The organism is Streptomyces sp. NPDC025651, assembly GCF_055558735.1.
The window spans coordinates 902,082-920,332 of record NZ_JBVHLZ010000002.1; the positions used below are offsets into that span (position 1 = coordinate 902,082).

Genomic DNA, 18,251 nt, shown 5'->3' on the forward strand with positions numbered 1-18,251 from the left:
CATTGCTGCGTTGCGCTGCGAGAAGGACTGTACAGCAGCTCGGGGCCGCCGGTCGAACTCACGCTGAGCGACCAGTCCGTCACGGCTTCGGAGGCTACGGAACCGCCGCGTCGATGGCCTTCACGATCCGCTTGTCCGAGACGGGATACGCCGTGCCGAGCGCGTGCGCGAAGTAGCTGACGCGGAGTTCCTCGATCATCCAGCGGATGTCCAGGACCTCCTGCGGCACGGGCCTGCCCTGCGGCATCTGCTCCAGGAGCCACAGGTACTCGTCCCGCATCTCGCGGACCTTCTCCATGCGCGTGGTGTCCCGCTGGACGTTGGTCGGCATCTGCTGGAGGCGCCGGTCGGCCGCCACCATGTACCGCATCAGGTCCGGCAGGCGCCGCAGGCCCGTCTCCGTCACGAAGCCCGGCTTGATGAGGGAGTTCAGCTGCTCCCGCACGTCCGCGAGGTTCGCGAGCAGAGCGGGGCTCTTCGCCGACTTCAGGCGCCGCTCGCACGCCTGCCAGGCGGCGAGCACCTGCTGCACCTGGGCGACCGCCTTCACGGTCGTGTCCACGATCTCCGCGCGCACCTTGTCGAAGAGCTTGCGGTACGACTCCTCGTCCCAGACAGGGCCACCGAAGTCCGCGATCAACTTGTCCGCGGCCGCCATCGCGCAGTCGTCGAAGAGCGCCTGCATGGAGCCGTGCGGGTTCGCGGACAGCGCGAGCTTCTGCTGGTTGGTCAGCTTGTCCGAGGCGAACTTGGCCGGATTCACCGGGATGTTGCGCAGGATCAGGTGGCGCGTGCCGCGCCACATCGCCCGCTGCTGCTCCGCCTCGGTGTCGAAGAGGCGTACGGAGACGGTGTCCCCGTCGTCCACGAGCGCGGGGTACGCCTTCACCGGCTGCCCCGCGCGGCGCGTCTCGAAGACGCGCGTGAGGGTGCCCAGGGTCCAGTCCGTGAGGCCCGTGCGCTCGACGGCCGCGCCGCCCGTCCGCTCGGCCGTCGCCGCGGCGGCCTGCGAGAGCGCCTTGCGGGCCTTCGGCTTCAGGCGCAGCTTCAGCGCTTCCAGGTCCTTGTCCTCGGCGAGCTTCCTGCGCCGCTCGTCGGTGATCCGGAACGTGATCTTCAAGTGGTCCGGTACGCGGGTGAGGTCGAAGTCGTCCGGCGAGACCGGGACGCCGACCATCCGCTGGAGCTCGCGCGCCAGCGTGACGTGCAGCGGCTCCTGCAACGGCACCGCGCGCTCCAGGAACGCCTTCGCGAAGTTCGGCGCGGGCACGTAGTTGCGGCGGATCGGCTTGGGCAGGGAGCGGATCAGCTCGATGACCACGTCCTCGCGCAGGCCCGGGATCTGCCAGTCGAAGCCCTCGTCCGTGACCTGGTTCAGGACCTGGAGGGGGATGTGGACGGTCACGCCGTCCGCGTCCGCGCCCGGCTCGAACTGGTACGTCACCTTGAACTTGAGCTGCCCCTGACGCCACGAGTCGGGGTAGTCGTCCTTGGAGACGTCACCCGCCTTCTCGTTGATCAGCATCGACCGCTCGAAGTCGAGCAGTTCGGGCTCCTCGCGCTGCTTCTTCTTCCACCAGGAGTCGAAGTGCGCGCCGGAGACGACGTGTTCGGGCACCCGCTGGTCGTAGAAGTCGAAGAGCGTCTCGTCGTCGACGAGGATGTCGCGGCGCCGCGCGCGGTGCTCCAGCTCCTCGACCTCGGTGAGGAGTTTGCGGTTGGCGGCGAAGAACTTGTGGTGCGTGCGCCAGTCGCCCTCCACCAGCGCGTTGCGGATGAACAGGTCGCGGGAGACCTCGGGGTCGATGCGGCCGTAGTTCACCTTGCGGTCGGTGACGATCGGGACGCCGTACAGCGTCACCTTCTCGATCGCCATCACCGCGGCCTGGTCCTTCTCCCAGTGCGGTTCGCTGTACGTCCGCTTCAGGAGGTGCTGGGCGAGCGGCTCGACCCACTCCGGCTCGATGCGGGCGTTCACACGGGCCCACAGGCGCGAGGTCTCCACCAGCTCGGCCGACATGATGAAGCGCGGGGGCTTCTTGAAGAGGGCGGAGCCCGGGAAGACCGCGAACTTGGCGCCCCGGGCGCCGATGTACTCGTTCCGCCCGCCGCGCTGCTTGGGGTCCTTCTCCTTGCTCTCCTTCGACTCCTTCACGTCCTTCATCCCGATGTGGGACAGGAGGCCGGAGAGGAGGGAGATGTGGATGTGCTGCTCGGGGGCGTCGTCCTCGTTGAGGTGTATCCCCATCTGCTTGGCGACCGTACGCAGCTGCGTGTAGATGTCCTGCCACTCGCGGATGCGCAGGAAGTTCAGGTACTCCGCCTTGCACATCCGGCGGAAGGACGACGAGCCGCGCTCCTTCTGCTGCTCGCGCACGTACCGCCACAGGTTCAGGAAGGCGAGGAAGTCGCTCGTCTCGTCCTTGAAGCGGGCGTGCTGCTGGTCGGCCTGCGCCTGCTTCTCGGAGGGGCGCTCGCGCGGGTCCTGGATGGAGAGCGCCGCGGCGATCACCATGACCTCGCGCACGCAGCCGTTCTTGTCGGCCTCCAGGACCATCCGGGCCAGCCGCGGGTCGACGGGCAGCTGGGCGAGCTTGCGGCCCTGCTGCGTCAGCCTCTTGCGTACGTCCTTCTGGCTCGGGTCCAACGCGCCCAGTTCCTGGAGGAGTTGGACGCCGTCACGGATGTTGCGGTGGTCCGGCGGGTCGATGAAGGGGAACTTCTCGATGTCGCCGAGGCCGGCGGCCGTCATCTGCAGGATGACCGAGGCGAGGTTCGTACGGAGGATCTCCGCGTCCGTGAACTCGGGCCGGGAGAGGAAGTCGTCCTCGCTGTACAGACGGATGCAGATGCCGTCCGACGTACGACCGCAGCGGCCCTTGCGCTGGTTGGCGCTGGCCTGGCTGATCGCCTCGATGGGCAGGCGCTGCACCTTGGTGCGGTGGCTGTAGCGGGAGATGCGGGCCGTGCCCGGGTCGATCACGTACTTGATGCCCGGGACGGTCAGGGAGGTCTCCGCGACGTTCGTCGCGAGGACGATGCGTCTTGCTGTCCCTGCGTCGGGCCGCTGGAACACGCGGTGCTGCTCGGCGTGCGACAGCCGGGCGTAGAGGGGGAGGACCTCGGTGAACTTGTAGTTCTTCTTGTTCAGCGCGTCCGCCGTGTCACGGATCTCGCGCTCTCCGGAGAGGAAGACGAGGATGTCGCCCTTGCCCTCGGCCTGGAGCTCCTCGACGGCGTCCGTGATCGCGGTGATCTGGTCGCGGTCCGAGTCCTCGGAGTCCTCTTCGAGGAGCGGGCGGTAGCGGACCTCGACGGGATACGTACGCCCGCTGACCTCGACGATCGGGGCGTCCCCGAAGTGCCGCGAGAAGCGCTCGGGGTCGATGGTCGCCGAGGTGATGACGACCTTCAGGTCCGGGCGCTTCGGGAGCAGCTGGGCCAGGTAGCCGAGCAGGAAGTCGATGTTGAGCGAGCGCTCGTGGGCCTCGTCGATGATGATCGTGTCGTACGCGCGCAGCTCGCGGTCCGTCTGGATCTCGGCCAGCAGGATGCCGTCCGTCATCAGCTTGATGAACGTGCCGTCCTGGTTGACCTGGTCCGTGAAGCGGACCTTCCAGCCGACGGCCTCGCCCAGCGGCGTGTTCATCTCGTCGGCCACGCGCTCGGCGACCGTGCGGGCCGCGATGCGGCGCGGCTGGGTGTGGCCGATCATGCCGCGCACGCCCCGGCCGAGCTCCAGACAGATCTTGGGGATCTGCGTGGTCTTGCCGGAGCCGGTCTCGCCCGCGACGATCACGACCTGGTGGTCGCGGATCGCCTCGGCGATCTCGTCCTTCTTCTGGCTGACCGGCAGCTGTTCCGGATAGGTGATCGCGGGCACACGGGAGCCGCGCTCGGCCATCCGCGCCTCGGCCTTCTCCACGTCCGCCGCGATCTCGGCGAGGACGGCGGCACGGGCCTCGGGCTTGCGGATCCGGCGCGCACCCTCCAGCCGCCGGCCGATCCGGTGCTCGTCGCGCAGCGAGAGCTCGGTGAGGCGGGGGGCGAGGGCGTCGAGGGCGAGGGCGGGCTGCGTAGACATACGGCGTCCAGGATCTCACCCGCTCCTCGGCAGTGGCGAACCGATTTCCCGCGGGGCGCCGGGCGGTTTTCCCGTCGGGCGCCGGGCAGCACGTACGATTCCGGGCATGCCGACCCGCACGCGCACACCCTGGAGCCCCCTCGCGGTGGTCTTCCTCGTCGTGCTCGGGCTCGGGATGTTCTGCGGGCCCGCGGCCGCCGCCGCGCAGCAGCCGGTGGCCAAGGCCGCCGGGACCGAGGTGTTCGTCGCCCAGGAGGCCGGCGCGCACGACTCGCCCGGCTGCGGCAAGGGCACCGACCGGGACGGCGACCGGGCGCCCGGCACCCCGCAGCGCCCCGGAACGGCGTACGAGCTGCTGCCCGCGCTGCACGACACCCGCGCGGCGTCCGGCTCCTGGGGCGCCGACCAGGCCGTTCTCCTGGTGGCGCCGGGCCGGGCCCCGCCCGCGCTCACCCCGCCCTCACCGATAGACCTCTCGATCCTGCGCGTGTAGGAGGCCCCTGACCCAGGGGCCCCTTCATCGACGTACACAGGACAAGAGAGAGCACACCCATGCCCAAGAAGGACAACAAGAAGAGCCGCAACATCGCCATCGGCGCGGGCGTCGCCGTCGCCGCCGTGCTGCTCGGCGTCGCCTCGTACACGGCGACCAAGCCCGGCGACTCCAGCGGCAGCACGGTGAAGGAGGAGGCCGCGGGCGCCGCGCCCTCCACCGAGGACCAGCCCGGCGTCTACCCCGAGCTGGAGAAACTCGCCCGCCGCGACGCCAAGGACCCGCTCGCGCAGGGCCGTGCGGACGCGCCCGTCGTCATGGTCGAGTACGCCGACTTCAAGTGCGGCTTCTGCGGCAAGTTCGCCCGCGACACCGAGCCGGGCCTCGTGAAGAAGTACGTCGACGAGGGCACCCTGCGCATCGAGTGGCGCAACTTCCCGATCTTCGGCGAGGACTCCGAGCGGGCCGCGCGCGGCGCGTGGGCGGCGGGGAAGCAGGGGCGCTTCTGGCAGTTCCACGAGGCCGCGTACGCCGAGGGGTCCAAGGAGAAGGGCTTCGGCGAGGACCGCCTGAAGGAGCTGGCGAAGGAGGCCGGGGTCAAGGACGTCGACCGGTTCGTCTCCGACGCGGACAGCGACGCCGCCAAGGCCGCGGTGAAGAAGGACCAGGAGGAGGCGTACGGCCTCGGGGCCACCTCGACGCCGTCCTTCCTGGTCAACGGGCGGCCCATCTCGGGCGCGCAGCCGGACCAGGTCTTCGACCAGGCGATCGAGGCGGCGGCCAAGGCCGCGAAGCCCGCCGGCAAGGGCGGCTCCAAGTGACCGCCGACGTCGGGTACTTCGCCGCGTTCCTCGGCGGGCTGCTCGCACTGGTGAGTCCGTGCAGCGCGCTGCTGCTGCCCGCCTTCTTCGCGTACTCGATCGACTCGGCCTCTCGCCTGGTCGCGCGGACCGGCATCTTCTACGCGGGGCTCGCGACCACGCTGGTGCCGCTCGGCGCGGCCGGGTCCTTCGCCGGGCGGTTCTTCTTCGGCCACCGCGACCAGCTGGTGCTCGCCGCCGGGTGGCTGATCATCGGGCTCGGCGCGCTGCAGATCCTCGGCATGGGGTTCGCCTCGCGGAAGATGGCCGAGCTCTCGGGGCGGATCAGGCCGACCACCGCGTTCTCCGTGTACGCGCTCGGTGCGGTGTACGGGCTCGCCGGGTTCTGCGCGGGGCCGATCCTCGGCAGCGTCCTGACGGTCGCCGCGGTGAGCGGGAGCCCGGTGTACGGAGGGCTGCTGCTCGCGGTCTACGGGCTCGGCATGGCCGTGCCGCTCTTCCTGCTCGCGCTGCTCTGGGAGCGGTTCGACCTGGGGCGGCGGCGGTGGCTGCGGGGCCGGACGTTCACGGTGGGGCGGTTCGAGCTGCACACGACCTCGCTGCTGTCGGGGCTGTTCTTCATCGGGCTCGGCGCGCTCTTCCTCGCGTACGACGGGACGACGGCACTGCCCGGTCTGCTCGACGTGGACGACTCGTTCGCGGTGGAGCAGTGGGCGGGGCGGCTCGGCCGTTCGGTGCCGGACGCGGTGCTGCTGATCGGGGTCGTGGCGCTGGTGGGGGTGGCGCTCGCGGTGCGAGGGTGGCGGCGGAGCAGGGAGCGGGACGCGGCGGTGGAGGCCCCGGAGGGGTAAGTCCCTTTTGGGTGTTTTAGCGTGGTCGTATGTCTGACCACGGTGATCACGGTGCGCACGGGCGGGTTCCCACGAGGAGCGAGCGGTGGGCCGCCTTCAAGCAGTCGCCGTTCCTGCCCGCCACCGTGCTCGTGTTCATCCTGGCGGCCGCCGCGGGGCTCTTCGCGGGTTCGTACACGTACTCCATGGCGAACCCGACGCCCCACCGGATCCCCACGGCGGTCGTCGGCGCGCAGGACACGGGGCGGGGCAAGGCCTTCCTCGACGGCATGGAGAAGGCGCTGAACGCCTCCCTGGAGGTGCGGCGCTACGACAGCCGGGCGGCGGCCCGGCAGGACGTGGAGGAGCAGCAGGTCTTCGCGATCCTCGATGCGGGGCCGGGGGACAAGGTCACCCTGGACGTCTCGGGGGCGTCCGGGGCCTCGGTCGCGCAGGTGCTCGCGGAGACCGCGCCGAAGGTGGGGGCGGAGGTCGGGGTGCCGGTCACCGTGAAGGACATCAAGCCGCTGCAGGCGGGCGATCCGCGGGGCCTCGCCATCTTCTACATCTCGCTGGCCGCGGTGATCATCGGCTTCGTCGGGGCGATTCAGCTGAGCGTGCACGCGCGGGGGCTGAACCCGGCGGAGCGGATCGGCTTCACCGCGCTGTACGCGCTGCTCGGGGCCTTCGTCATCGCGGCCGTCGTGGACTGGTGGCTGGGTGCGGTGGATCTGCCGTTCGTGGAGTCGTGGCTGATCCTGGCGCTGACGATGTTCACGTCGGGCATGGTCTTCACGATGTTCAACACCCTCTTCGGGCGGTGGGCGATGATCCCGACGTGGGGCCTGATGGTGCTGCTCGGCAATCCGTCGTCCGGGGGCGCGGTGTCGTGGCCGCTGCTTCCCTCGGTGCTCGGCCACATCGGGCGCTGGCTGCCGCCGGGGGCGTCGGTCAACGCGCAGCACACGGCGGTGTACTTCGGCGGCCACCAGCACGCGTTCCCGTTCCTGGTCCTCGGGGGGTGGGCGCTGGTGGCCTGCACGGTCTTCTGGGTCTGGCGCCATCGCCATCCGGGCGGCCGGGAGTCGGCGCCGGCGCATGCGGGCGCATGAACGCCGGAAGCCCCGCTGGGTCAGCGGGGCTTCCGAAAGAAGTGGCTGGGGCCGGGATCGAACCGGCGACCTATCGCTTTTCAGGCGATCGCTCGTACCAACTGAGCTACCCAGCCACGCGATTCACGAAGGAATCGCAAGCGGTCCTGACGGGATTTGAACCCGCGGCCTCCACCTTGACAGGGTGGCGAGCACTCCAAACTGCTCCACAGGACCAAGCGTTGTGCGAGCACTAGTCTCGCACAAGGTGTTGCGTGCCCCCAACGGGATTCGAACCCGTGCTACCGCCTTGAAAGGGCGGCGTCCTGGGCCACTAGACGATGAGGGCTAAGAGGCCCGCCGTGTGCGCCTCGCAGCGCGTCGGGGACGTGAGAAGCATATGGGATGCGGGGAGCTATCGCCAAAACGGTTTAGTGGGAGGGGGCGGGAGCGGACGGGGACGGGGGCGCTCCGGGCTGGTTCTCCTTGGGGAGATGGCGGCTGACCTCCGCCTTCGTGAGCCCCAGACCGCCGAGTTTGATCTCGTCCCAGGCCTGCAGCCGCTTGGTCGTGCGGTCCAGGTAGAGGATCGACGCCTCGACCGGGTCGGGGTACTTGTCCTCGACCGCCCGCAGCCCGCTGCCGCCCGTCGATCCCTCGATGCGCAGCCGCGTGCCCTTGTCCATGACCTCCATCTCCTGGTGGTGGACGTGCCCCGCGAGGGCGAGCGGTACCTCGCCGTCCGTCTCGCGCGCCGCCGTCGGGTTGTGCGCGATCGCCACGTCGACCGGGGTGCCCGCCGCCCGCTCGGCACGCAGGGCCGACGCGAGCCGGATGCCCGCCATGTTCTGGACGGCGTCGCTCTCCCGCTTCACCGAGCGGTCGGGGGTGTACTGCGGGTCGCCGATGCCGGCGAAGCGCAGGCCGGCGACGGTCTCGGCCCTGCCGTCGTCGAGCACGTGGACGTTCTTGAGGCGCTCCATGTAGCGCTGGGTGGTGTGCGAGTCGTGGTTGCCGCGCACCCACACGTACGGCGCGCCCAGGTCCTCGATCGGGTCGAGGAAGGCGTTCTCGGTGGCCGAGCCGTGGTCCATGGTGTCGCCGGAGTCGACGATGACGTCGATCTCGTACTGCTCGACGAGGGAGGCGATGATCCGCCAGCTCGCCGGGTTGAGATGGATGTCCGAGACGTGCAGGACCCGCATCGTGGTGGGGTCCGGTTGGTACGTGGGGAGCGTGGACGTCACGTCGTAGAGCTTGGTCACGTTGGTGACCAGGCGCGCCAACTCCTGTTGGTAGACGTCGAATTCGCTCACGATGCTGCGGGCGTTGCCGACGACCGAAGGCGCGCTGCTGAGCAGGCCCGAGAACTTCGGCTCGAGGACCGACTTCGGGTTCCAGGTGGCGTACGCGGCCGTGCCCGACGCCGCGAGCAGGGCGAGGGCGAGACCGCCGGCCGCGAGCGCGCGGCGCGGGCGGCGGTAGACGGCGAGGCCGAGCGCGGTGGCGCCCGAGACGACGGCGACGCAGGAGCGCACGGCCAGGTCGAGCGTGCCGTGGCCGACGTCGCGCACGACCTCGTCCTGGAGCCCGGAGAGCCGCTCGGGGTGGTCGACCAGGGCCTGGGCGCGCACCGGGTCCAGGCGGTCCACGTCGACGTCCAGGCGGATGGGTGCCGTGTGGGAGCGCAGCTCAAGGGCGCCCAGCGGCGAGACGTTGATCTTCGTGCCGCCGGAGACGGACGGGCGGAGCGTCATCCGGGTGTCCATCGGGCCGACCGGCGCGCGCACGCTGCCCACGATGAGCAGGCCCAGCCAGGCGCCGAGCAGCACGACCGTGATCAGGCCGAGCGCGCGGGCGTAGGGATGGGGCGGGCTGACCAGTTCGGTTTCGGGGTGGGCACGGCGAGCGCGGTAGTGGCCTACGAGGGCGGTGCCCGCCCTTCGTACGCCCTGGAGAACGACTGTGAAGTCGCGGGCCATTGGTCCCGTATGCCCAATTGGGAGGGCGGGTATGCCGGGACGGGCGCGGTGGCGTGGCTGACAATGGGGGCGTGCTGGAGATGACGCGCGAGGAGTTCGAGGAACTGGTCGCCGAGGCGCTCGACCGGATTCCTCCGGAGCTGACTCGGCTGATGGACAACGTGGCCGTCTTCGTGGAGGACGAGCCGCCCGCCGACGATCCCGAGCTGCTCGGGCTCTACGAGGGGACGCCGCTGACCGACCGGGGCGAGTGGTACGCGGGCGTCCTGCCGGACCGCATCACGATCTACCGGGGTCCGACGCTCCGGATGTGCGAGTCGCGCGAGGACGTGGTCGCCGAGACGGAGATCACCGTCGTGCACGAGGTGGCCCACCACTTCGGGATCGACGACGCCAGGCTGCACGCGCTCGGATACGGGTGACGCGCTCGGGCAGGGGTGACGCGCTCGGGTGCGGATGAGGTTCGTGGGGCGGGTGAGCCAGGGCTCGGGTGAGTCCCGGGCACGCGTGAGCGAGGGCGTCCGCCCTGGTGTGCGGGGCGGTGCGGGCGGGGGTGGACGTCCGTGTCCTCTTGCGGGCCGCGGGAGTTGGGCAGGGCGTCCCGATTCTCAGCGCCTCGGAGGTGCTCGGCCGTGCGCCAGTTGTACGTACCCGTCCGTTGGGCCGCGGTCGCGGTGGCCGTCGCGGCGACCGCGGGCTGCATGAGCGTCAGTGACGACGGGAACGCCCCTGGGCCCGGTCGCTCCGCGGGGCAGCGCGGCGGGGCGGCCGCGCCCGACGGCGATCCGGTGACGCAGGGCGGTGACGTCGCCTCCGGCGGTGAGCGGGGGCAGGGCCGCGGGCGGGGCAAGGGCAAGGGCAAGGGCGGCGACGAGGCCGAGCCGAGCGCGAGCAAGTCCGCCGCGGGGTCCGCGAAGCCCTCGGCGTCCTCCTCGGCCTCGGCGTCGGCGGAGCCGTCGAAGCCGGGCAGGCCGGGGAAGCCGTCGCCGACCCGGCCGAAGCCGGACCCGACGAAGACCAGCGCGACGCCCACCCCGCCGAAGCCCACGCCGCCCGACCCGACGCCGGATCCGACCACCCCGGAGCCGTCGTCCTCCGAGGGCTCGGGGCAGGACGCCCAGCTGCAGCGGCGGGACGAGGAGATCGCGGGGCGCGAGCCCTCGCCTCAGGCAGGGCCTCGGTAGGGTCTGAAAGCCCTCGGACCGCACTCCTGAAAGAGGGCGGTTTGCCATTTGGGGTGGGGGGTGCGTATGGTGGTAGATCGTTTGATCCCATTTGCCCGGCGCCGCCACAGAAGAGCGCCGCGTGGCGCGTACTCTCCCTTGCCGTGGCTGACCGCATAGAGGCGGTCCATTGCGAAATCACGGAGTTGACGGGCGCGTGCCGAGACTCCGGAAGGTTTCGCATTTCGCATGTCCATTTCCAGTTCTGACCAGGCCGTCCTGCCCGAGAACGAGACCGTCGAGATCGTCGCGTCCGTCGAGAACGACGCCGTAGAGGCCGTCGCCGACGCCGCCGAGACCGTCGAGTCCGTCGAGGCCACGGACGCCACCGAGGTCACCACCGACGCCGACGCCGACGCCGAAGCCGTGGAGGCCGACGCCGACGCCGAGCCCGAGATCACCTTCGCCGACCTCGGCCTGCCCGAGGGCGTCGTCCGCAAGCTCGCGCGCAACGGCGTGCACACCCCCTTCCCGATCCAGGCCGCGACCATCCCGGACGCCCTGGCCGGCAAGGACATCCTCGGCCGCGGCCGCACCGGCTCCGGCAAGACCCTCTCCTTCGGTCTGCCGACCCTGGCGCGCCTCGCCGACGGTCACACCGAGAAGAAGAAGCCCCGCGCGGTCATCCTGACCCCGACCCGCGAGCTGGCGATGCAGGTCGCCGACGCCCTCCAGCCCTACGGCGACGTCCTCGGCCTGAAGATGAAGGTCGTCTGCGGCGGTACGTCGATGGGCAACCAGATCTACGCCCTGGAGCGCGGCGTCGACATCCTCGTCGCCACCCCGGGCCGACTGCGCGACATCATCAACCGCGGCGCCTGCTCCCTGGAGAACGTCGAGGTCGCCGTCCTCGACGAGGCCGACCAGATGTCCGACCTGGGCTTCCTGCCCGAGGTCACCGAGCTGCTCGACCAGGTCCCGGCCGGCGGCCAGCGCATGCTGTTCTCGGCCACGATGGAGAACGAGATCTCCACGCTGGTCAAGCGCTACCTGACCAACCCGGTGACGCACGAGGTCGACAGCGCCCAGGGCAACGTCACGACCATGACGCACCACATCCTGATCGTGAAGCCCCGCGACAAGGCGCCCGTCACGGCCGCGATCGCCGCGCGCAAGGGCCGCACCATCATCTTCGTCCGCACCCAGCTGGGCGCCGACCGCATCGCGGAGCAGCTGCGCGACGCCGGTGTGAAGGCCGACGCGCTGCACGGCGGCATGACGCAGGGCGCCCGTACGCGGACCCTCGCGGACTTCAAGGACGGCTACGTCAATGCGCTCGTCGCGACCGACGTCGCCGCGCGCGGCATCCACGTCGACGGCATCGACCTCGTTCTGAACGTGGACCCGGCCGGCGACCACAAGGACTACCTGCACCGCTCCGGCCGTACCGCCCGCGCGGGCCGCTCCGGCACGGTCGTGTCCCTGTCCCTGCCGCACCAGCGCCGCCAGATCTTCCGCCTGATGGAGGACGCGGGCGTCGACGCCTCGCGCCACATCATCAACGGCGGCGGCACCTTCGACCCGGAGGTCGCCGAGATCACCGGCGCCCGCTCCATGACCGAGGTGCAGGCCGACTCCGCGGGCAACGCCGCGACCCAGGCCGAGCGCGAGGTCAAGGACCTCACCAAGGAGCTGGAGCGCGCCACGCGCCGCGCCGCCGAGCTGCGCGAGGAGGCCGACCGCCTCACCGCGCGTGCCGCCCGTGAGCGCGGCGACGACCCGGAGGCCGCGGTCGCCGAGGCCGCCGCCGCTGCCGAGGCCGTCGTCGAGGCCGCCGCCTCGGTTCCGGAGCAGCCGGTGGCCGAGCGTGCCGAGCGCTTCGAGCGTCCGGCTCGCGAGGAGCGTTCCTCCTCGTACGAGAACCGCCGTCCGCAGCGTGACGAGCGCGGCAACTACGAGCGCGACCGCCGTGGCGACCGTGGCGGCTTCAACCGCGACGACCGCGGTGGCTTCCGCCGTGACGACAACCGTGGTGGCGGCTTCAACCGTGACCGTCGTGACGACAACCGCGGTGGCGGCTTCAACCGTGACCGTCGTGACGACAACCGCGGTGGCGACCGTGGTGGCCGTTCCTTCGAGCGCCGTGACGACCGTGGCGGCTTCCGCCGTGACGACAACCGTGGTGGCGGCTTCAACCGTGACCGTCGTGACGACAACCGCGGTGGCGACCGTGGTGGCCGTTCCTTCGAGCGCCGTGACGACCGTGGCGGCTTCCGTCGCGACGACAACCGTGGTGGCGGCTTCAACCGCGACCGCCGTGACGACAACCGTGGTGGCGGCTTCCGTCGCGACGACCGCCCCTCCGGCGGCCACCGCGGCAGCGACCGTCCGTTCAACCGTGACCGCCGTGACGACCGCCCGGCCGGCGGCCACCGCTCGGGCGGCCACGACCGCCCGTCGTACAACCGCCGCGACGACCGCTCCGGCTCCGGCACGGGCTCCTTCGGCCGCCGTGACGACAAGCCGCGCTGGAAGCGCAACGGCTGACCTCGTCCGCACAGGACCGGCCTGAAAGGCCCCGCCTGAACAGGCACAGCGGGCCCACCCCTGAGGGGTGGGCCCGCTTCTGTTTACATCACCAACCCCTGTTAAAATCCGGGCATTTGGTGGGGTACATGGATGATCCGGGGTGGGGCCTGGGAGCGTGCCGCGCCTGAAGCTCCGCGTCATCGGATCCCAGGGGGGACCTCCTTGTCTCGTCATGTCCGCGTGCGCGGCGGCACAGCCGCCGTCGCCGCCCTCGCCCTCTCCACCGGGCTGCTCTCGCTCACCCCGCAGACGGCCGCCGCCGTCGCCGCGGGGCCCGCCGAGACCGTCATCGATGCCGCGCCCCGGTTCGCGCCGCGCGGCGAGACGCTGCACGCGGCGGGCCGCACCGGCTATCTGCACCGCGAGGAGGGCGGTGACATCCAGTGGACGGACTACGCCACCGGCGCCTCCCGCGCCGCGCAGCCCGCCGGCTGGTGGAACGGCTCCCTGGCGGGCCGGTACAGCACGCCGGCCCGCACGCTCGACCTCACCGACCTGGAGTCAGGGAAGGCCGCCTCGATCACGCTGCCGGACGGCCATCTGTGGGCGCAGAAGGCCTTCACCGACGACACCGCGGTCACGTACACGTACGGTGCCGAGGGCCGGATCGCCGGGTTCCACCTGCTGCGCGCCGGCGCCGACGGGCAGGTCACCGACCAGCCCGTGACCGGCCTCCCGGAGGACGTCACGGGCTTCGCGGGGATGCGCGCCCAGGACCGCGACGGCGCGGTCCTGATGCTGCGCGCGGGCCCCGCCACCAGCCGGGCGTACCTGCTCGACTACCGCACCGGCGTGCTGACCCGGGTGTTCCCGGGCATGGAGGGCGCCGCGGTGCCCAGCAGGTTCGCGCTCTCCAAGGACCGCGTCCTCGGCTACCGGCCCGACGCCGCGGTCGCGTTCACGGTCGACCGCGGCAGCCCGGACGCGCAGCCCGTGAAGACCTCCGTGCCCGGCCCCGTCCAGTCGACGTCCCGGCGCTCCGCGACCATGGCCCTGGCCGGTGACCGGATCCTGGTCGTGCACAAGGAGGCGCTGCCCGGACAGCACGTCGCCCAGCCGCTGTTCGCGGTCCGCATCGGGGGCGGCGGCCACGAGACGCTCCTGAAGCACGCCACGACGGGGCTTGCCACCGCCGACGACGGAGCGGTCCTCGCCGTGGGCGGCACGAGCGCGTCCCACTGGGCGGTGCGGCGGGTCTCCGCCGACGCGGCGGGCGGCGTCACGGTCGGCACGGTGCGCGACATCGAGCCGGTGAACGCCGCGATCCAGGGGCTCGCGCTCGGCGGTGGCCGCCTGACGCTCGCGACGGCCAGTCCGGTCACCGGCCTCGGCACGTTCAGCGACTACGACCTCGCGGTCGACGGCGACCCGAAGGTCGTCTCGGGGCCCACCCGCGGGTTCGCCTACGGGCTCGGCCACAAGCGGTGCGCGCCGGGGGGCGCGGACTGCGTCAGGGCGCACGCGCTCGGCGACGGCCGCGTCGTGTACTCCGCGGGCGACTCCGCGCACGTGCCCACCGGCACCAACTCGTTCCGGAGCATCGCACCGGGCGCGGGCCCCGTGACCGTCGCCGACGCGTCCGGCCGCTACACGCTCCTCAAGAAGGACGGCACGGACACGTACTACGTCGGTGACTCCGAGCGGTTCGACGCCACCAACGTCGTCCACACCCTGAGGGCCCGCTCGGCCGCCGTGTGGGGCACGAAGGTGTGGAAGCCCGCCGCGACGTCCGGCAGCGTCGAGTCGTACGACCTGAAGTCGAAGAAGACGAGTGCCGCGGTGAAGCTCGGCTCGGGCTGTGTGCCGGACGAACTGCAGGCCGTGGGGCGCTGGTTGTACTGGGCGTGCGGCGGCAGGGCGGGGGTGTGGGACCAGACGGCGAGGAAGAACATCGCCGTGCCCGCGGGCGGCCCGGTGCTGCTCGGCGACGGCTATCTCGTCCGCCAGAACGGCATCGACCTGGACCTCACCGACTTCCACCGGGGCGCTTCCGCCGCGGCGGCCACCACGAAGGGCTTCGCGCACGTCCCCGAGGGGGCGCGCGCCGGGGTCGACTGGACCGTCGACAAGTACGGCGGCCCGATCGCGTACGCCGACGACGAGCGGCGCGTGCACGTGAAGCCGGTGGCCGTGCCGCGCTCGCCGATCGCCTCGATCGAGTCGCGCGTCGAGAGCCACGCCCTCTACGTCGGCGGCAACAGCAAGGAGAAGTGGCGGGGGAGCTGGCAGCTCTCCCGGCCCGCCACGGCCTGGAAGGTGACGTTCACCGACGGGGCGGGAAGGACGGCCGCGACGGTCGCCGGGTCCGCGCGCGGCGCCGCGTCCGTCGCGGCCGAGTGGGACGGGCGCGCCACCGGCGGCAAGAAGGCGGTCAGTGGCGCGTACGCCTGGAAGGTGAGCGCGAAGGGCGCGGGGGACGGCGCGTACCGCACGGTGAAGACCGGCACGCTGCGGCTGACCGGCGGCACCGCCCCGTACCGCGACGCCCACTCGGACGGCCGCGGCGACCTCTACACGGTCAACTCCAAGGGCACGCTCACCGCGCACGACTTCGGCGCCGGCGCCAGCCACACCAAGGCGTCCAAGGCGGGCTGGAACACCACGTACACGTACGTCCCGTTCGGCGACCTCAGCGGCAACGGCTGCAACGACCTTCTGGTGCGCAACACCGCGGGGACGCTCCACCGCTACAAGGGGAGCTGCTCGGGCCCGCCCGCGCCGGGTGCGGCCAAGGTCTCGCTCGGCGGCGGCTGGGGCGCGTACGACGTCCTCACCTCGCCCGGCGACCTCACCCGGGACGGCCGTGCCGATCTGATCGCGCGCAGGAAGTCGACCGGGGACATCTACCTCTTCGCGGCCAGGAGCGACGGAAAGCTCGCCGCGGGGAAGAGGATCGGGTCCGCGTGGAAGTCGTACACGCAGATCGCCGGGGTCGGTGACCTCGACGGCGACGGGATCGGTGACGTCGTCGCCCGGGACAGGAACGGGACGCTGTACCGGTACGCGGGCAAGGGCGACGGCACCCTGAAGGGCCGGGTCACGGTCTTCACCGGCTGGGGCGCTTCGTACAACGCGATCGTCGGCGCCGGTGACATCACCGGGGACGGAAGGGCCGACCTGGTCGTGCGCGACGTGTCGGGGAACCTCTATCGCAACGACGGCAAGGGGAACGGCTCGTTCACCGGGCGGACGAAGATCGCCACGGGGTGGGGCGTCTACAAGGGCCTTTACTAGCACGTGAGTTGAGGCCTTTCCGGCGAGGCGGGACGCGTGGCGCGCCCCTTCCGGAACCCCGGGATCCGTAACTCTCTCCGGCCCTCGACGGCGATACCCGATCGGACGGCGGGGCCCGTCCCGCTATGCTCGGGGGTGCACCGACGGGGACCGTTAGCTCAATTGGCAGAGCAGTGGACTTTTAATCCATTGGTTGTGGGTTCGAGTCCCACACGGTCTACCTCTCAGGCCCGGATCAGACAGGACGTCTGATCCGGGCCTGACGCGTTTTCACCCCCTCCCGCGCGCATGGCGTTCGCTTCTTGCGCACGGTGTGCGCAGTGCGTACAGTGTTCGCAACGAGGGCACGTCGTACGCAACGGATGTGCCGCCACGTCCTGAGGGGGTTTTCGCGATGGAAGAGCGCCGTCACCCGCGCCGCTGGCTCATCCTGATCGTGCTCTGCCTGAGCACGCTCGTCCTGGTCGTCGACAACATGGTCCTGACTGTCTCGGTCCCGCCGATCGCCGCGGACCTGAAGGCGGACGCGCAGGACATCCAGTGGATCATCGACTCGTACATCCTGGTCTTCGCCGGCCTGCTGCTCACCGCGGGCAGCCTCTCCGACCGGTTCGGACGGCGGCGGGTGATGATCCTGGGGCTTGCCCTCTTCGGGGCCGCGTCCCTGCTGGCCACCGTCGCCCAGAATCCCGAACAGCTCATCGCGGGGCGGGTGTTGATGGGGGTCGGCGGCGCCCTCGTCATGCCGAGTACGCTGTCGATCCTGATCACCGTCTTCGACGACGAGGAGCGCCGCAAGGCGATCGGCGCCTGGAGCGCGGTGGCCGCGGTCGGCCTGGTCGGCGGGCCCGTGCTGGGCGGCGTGCTGATCGCCCACTTCTGGTGGGGCTCGGTCTTCCTGATGAACGTCCCGGTCGCCGCCCTCGCCATCGTCGCCGCGCTCGTCCTGATGCCGGAGTCCAAGGGCCCCGCCCGCAAGGCCGATCCGCTGGGCATGATCCTGTCGGTGATCGGCATGACCGCGCTGGTGTGGACGATCATCGAGTCCGCCGAGGCCGGCCTCGGCGGGATGAGCACGCGGCTCTCGCTCGCCGTCGCCGTCCTCTCCCTGGCCGCCTTCGTGATCTGGGAGCTGCGCACCGAATCGCCGATGGTGCCGCTCTCGCTCTTCCGCAACCGCGTCTTCAGCGGCGCCAGCTTCTCCCTGGTCCTGCTCACCTTCGCCAACGGCGGCCTGATGCTGGTCCTCACCCAGTACCTGCAGTTCGTGCTCGGCTACTCGCCCGCCAAGACCGGCATCGCCTTCGCCCCGATGGCCGTCGCCACGCTGGTCTTCAACGGAGTCGGCGCCGCCCTCGGCAACAAGATCGGCAACCGCCCGATGACCGCCGTCGGCCTGGCCGTCATCGCCGCGGGCTTCGGCGCCCTCGCCTCCCTGCCCTCCGACGCCGGGTTCGGGATGCTCTCCGCGGCCATGGTCCTGATCGGCATCGGCGGCGGCCTGGCGATGCCCGCGGCGACCGCCGCCCTGATGAGCGCGGTCCCCGCCGAGCACGCCGGGGTCGGCTCCGCCCTCAACGACACCGTCCAGCAGGCCGGCGCGGCCCTCGGCGTCGCAGTCCTCGGCACCGTCCTCTCCGGCACCTACACCGACGCCATGCCCGACTCGACCCCCGCGGCCGCCGGCCACTCCGTCTCCGACGCCCTCGCCCTGGCCGCCTCGTCCGGCGACACCGCCCTCGCCACGGCGGCCCGCGAGGCCTTCACCGAGGCGATGTCCGCCAGCTTCTGGGCCGGCGCGGCGGGCGTCCTGGCAGCGGCCGCCCTGGCGGTCGTCCTCATCCGCGACCGGAAGTCCCCGACGGTGGACCAGCCCCGGCCGGCCGGTACCGGCGAGCTGACCACGGCGGCCTGACCCTCCCCTCGCCACCACCGCGTACGACACCACCGCGTACGACTCCACG

At 71.4% G+C, this 18,251-nt stretch carries 11 protein-coding genes and 4 tRNA genes; 10 read left to right on the top strand and 5 right to left on the bottom strand.

What is annotated here, in order from left to right; all coding sequences use genetic code 11:
- Positions 1 to 94: 94 nt before the first annotated feature.
- Positions 95 to 4,084, bottom strand: coding sequence for an ATP-dependent RNA helicase HrpA (gene hrpA / locus ACZ4D5_RS12165; protein ID WP_467772215.1), 3,990 nt, complete (start codon positions 4,082 to 4,084; stop codon positions 95 to 97).
- 106 nt (positions 4,085 to 4,190) lie between these two features.
- On the opposite strand from hrpA, the gene ACZ4D5_RS12170 reads away from it, so the two are divergent.
- Genes ACZ4D5_RS12170 through ACZ4D5_RS12185 form a run of 4 tightly spaced genes read left to right on the top strand, consistent with a single transcriptional unit; the run spans position 4,191 to position 7,340 of the window.
- Positions 4,191 to 4,577 (top strand): hypothetical protein, encoded by a 387-nt coding sequence (locus tag ACZ4D5_RS12170; protein ID WP_467772216.1) that lies wholly within the window; start codon positions 4,191 to 4,193, stop codon positions 4,575 to 4,577.
- 59 nt (positions 4,578 to 4,636) lie between these two features.
- Positions 4,637 to 5,398, top strand: coding sequence for a DsbA family protein (locus ACZ4D5_RS12175; RefSeq protein ID WP_467772217.1), 762 nt, complete (start codon positions 4,637 to 4,639; stop codon positions 5,396 to 5,398).
- Entirely contained in the window at positions 5,395 to 6,249 is an 855-nt protein-coding gene (locus tag ACZ4D5_RS12180) for a cytochrome c biogenesis CcdA family protein (protein WP_467772218.1), read from the top strand. Before ACZ4D5_RS12175 ends, ACZ4D5_RS12180 begins: the two co-directional genes overlap by 4 nt.
- 29 nt (positions 6,250 to 6,278) lie before the next feature.
- Positions 6,279 to 7,340 carry an ABC transporter permease gene (locus ACZ4D5_RS12185; protein ID WP_467772219.1) on the top strand — a complete coding sequence of 354 codons (1,062 nt, stop codon included), beginning with the start codon at positions 6,279 to 6,281 and terminating at the stop codon, positions 7,338 to 7,340.
- A 42-nt stretch (positions 7,341 to 7,382) separates the two neighbouring features.
- On the opposite strand, the gene ACZ4D5_RS12190 is transcribed toward ACZ4D5_RS12185, so the two are convergent.
- The 4 genes from ACZ4D5_RS12190 to ACZ4D5_RS12205 all read right to left on the bottom strand — a co-directional run bounded on the left by ACZ4D5_RS12190 (position 7,383) and on the right by ACZ4D5_RS12205 (position 9,301).
- A tRNA-Phe gene (locus ACZ4D5_RS12190) sits at positions 7,383 to 7,456 on the bottom strand.
- 25 nt (positions 7,457 to 7,481) lie between these two features.
- Positions 7,482 to 7,556 (bottom strand) — tRNA-Asp (locus ACZ4D5_RS12195).
- 39 nt (positions 7,557 to 7,595) lie between these two features.
- A tRNA-Glu gene (locus tag ACZ4D5_RS12200) sits at positions 7,596 to 7,668 on the bottom strand.
- 82 nt (positions 7,669 to 7,750) lie between these two features.
- A complete protein-coding gene (locus ACZ4D5_RS12205; protein ID WP_467772220.1) occupies positions 7,751 to 9,301 on the bottom strand; it encodes a metallophosphoesterase family protein in 1,551 nt (516 codons plus the stop codon).
- A gap of 71 nt (positions 9,302 to 9,372) precedes the next feature.
- On the opposite strand from ACZ4D5_RS12205, the gene ACZ4D5_RS12210 reads away from it, so the two are divergent.
- The 6 genes from ACZ4D5_RS12210 (at position 9,373) to ACZ4D5_RS12235 (ending at position 18,202) form a co-directional block, all read left to right on the top strand.
- Entirely contained in the window at positions 9,373 to 9,723 is a 351-nt protein-coding gene (locus ACZ4D5_RS12210; RefSeq protein WP_362339115.1) for a metallopeptidase family protein, read from the top strand.
- Between the two features lie 210 nt (positions 9,724 to 9,933).
- Positions 9,934 to 10,485, top strand: coding sequence for a hypothetical protein (locus ACZ4D5_RS12215; RefSeq protein ID WP_467772221.1), 552 nt, complete (start codon positions 9,934 to 9,936; stop codon positions 10,483 to 10,485).
- A gap of 228 nt (positions 10,486 to 10,713) precedes the next feature.
- A complete protein-coding gene (locus tag ACZ4D5_RS12220) occupies positions 10,714 to 13,011 on the top strand; it encodes a DEAD/DEAH box helicase (RefSeq protein WP_467772222.1) in 2,298 nt (765 codons plus the stop codon).
- Between the two features lie 204 nt (positions 13,012 to 13,215).
- On the top strand, positions 13,216 to 16,287 hold the full coding sequence (locus tag ACZ4D5_RS12225; RefSeq protein ID WP_467772223.1) for an FG-GAP-like repeat-containing protein: 3,072 nt from the start codon (positions 13,216 to 13,218) through the stop codon (positions 16,285 to 16,287).
- 147 nt (positions 16,288 to 16,434) lie between these two features.
- Positions 16,435 to 16,507 (top strand) — tRNA-Lys (locus tag ACZ4D5_RS12230).
- 174 nt (positions 16,508 to 16,681) lie between these two features.
- On the top strand, positions 16,682 to 18,202 hold the full coding sequence (locus ACZ4D5_RS12235) for an MFS transporter (protein WP_467772224.1): 1,521 nt from the start codon (positions 16,682 to 16,684) through the stop codon (positions 18,200 to 18,202).
- Positions 18,203 to 18,251 lie beyond the last annotated feature (49 nt).

Coding starts and splice junctions, on each gene's coding strand:
- ACZ4D5_RS12205 (WP_467772220.1), bottom strand. CDS start 9,301: ATGGCCCGCGACTTCACAGTCGTTCTCCAGGGCGTACGAAGGGCGGGC.
- hrpA (WP_467772215.1), bottom strand. CDS start 4,084: ATGTCTACGCAGCCCGCCCTCGCCCTCGACGCCCTCGCCCCCCGCCTC.
- ACZ4D5_RS12170 (WP_467772216.1), top strand. CDS start 4,191: ATGCCGACCCGCACGCGCACACCCTGGAGCCCCCTCGCGGTGGTCTTC.
- ACZ4D5_RS12175 (WP_467772217.1), top strand. CDS start 4,637: ATGCCCAAGAAGGACAACAAGAAGAGCCGCAACATCGCCATCGGCGCG.
- ACZ4D5_RS12235 (WP_467772224.1), top strand. CDS start 16,682: ATGGAAGAGCGCCGTCACCCGCGCCGCTGGCTCATCCTGATCGTGCTC.
- ACZ4D5_RS12185 (WP_467772219.1), top strand. CDS start 6,279: ATGTCTGACCACGGTGATCACGGTGCGCACGGGCGGGTTCCCACGAGG.
- ACZ4D5_RS12220 (WP_467772222.1), top strand. CDS start 10,714: ATGTCCATTTCCAGTTCTGACCAGGCCGTCCTGCCCGAGAACGAGACC.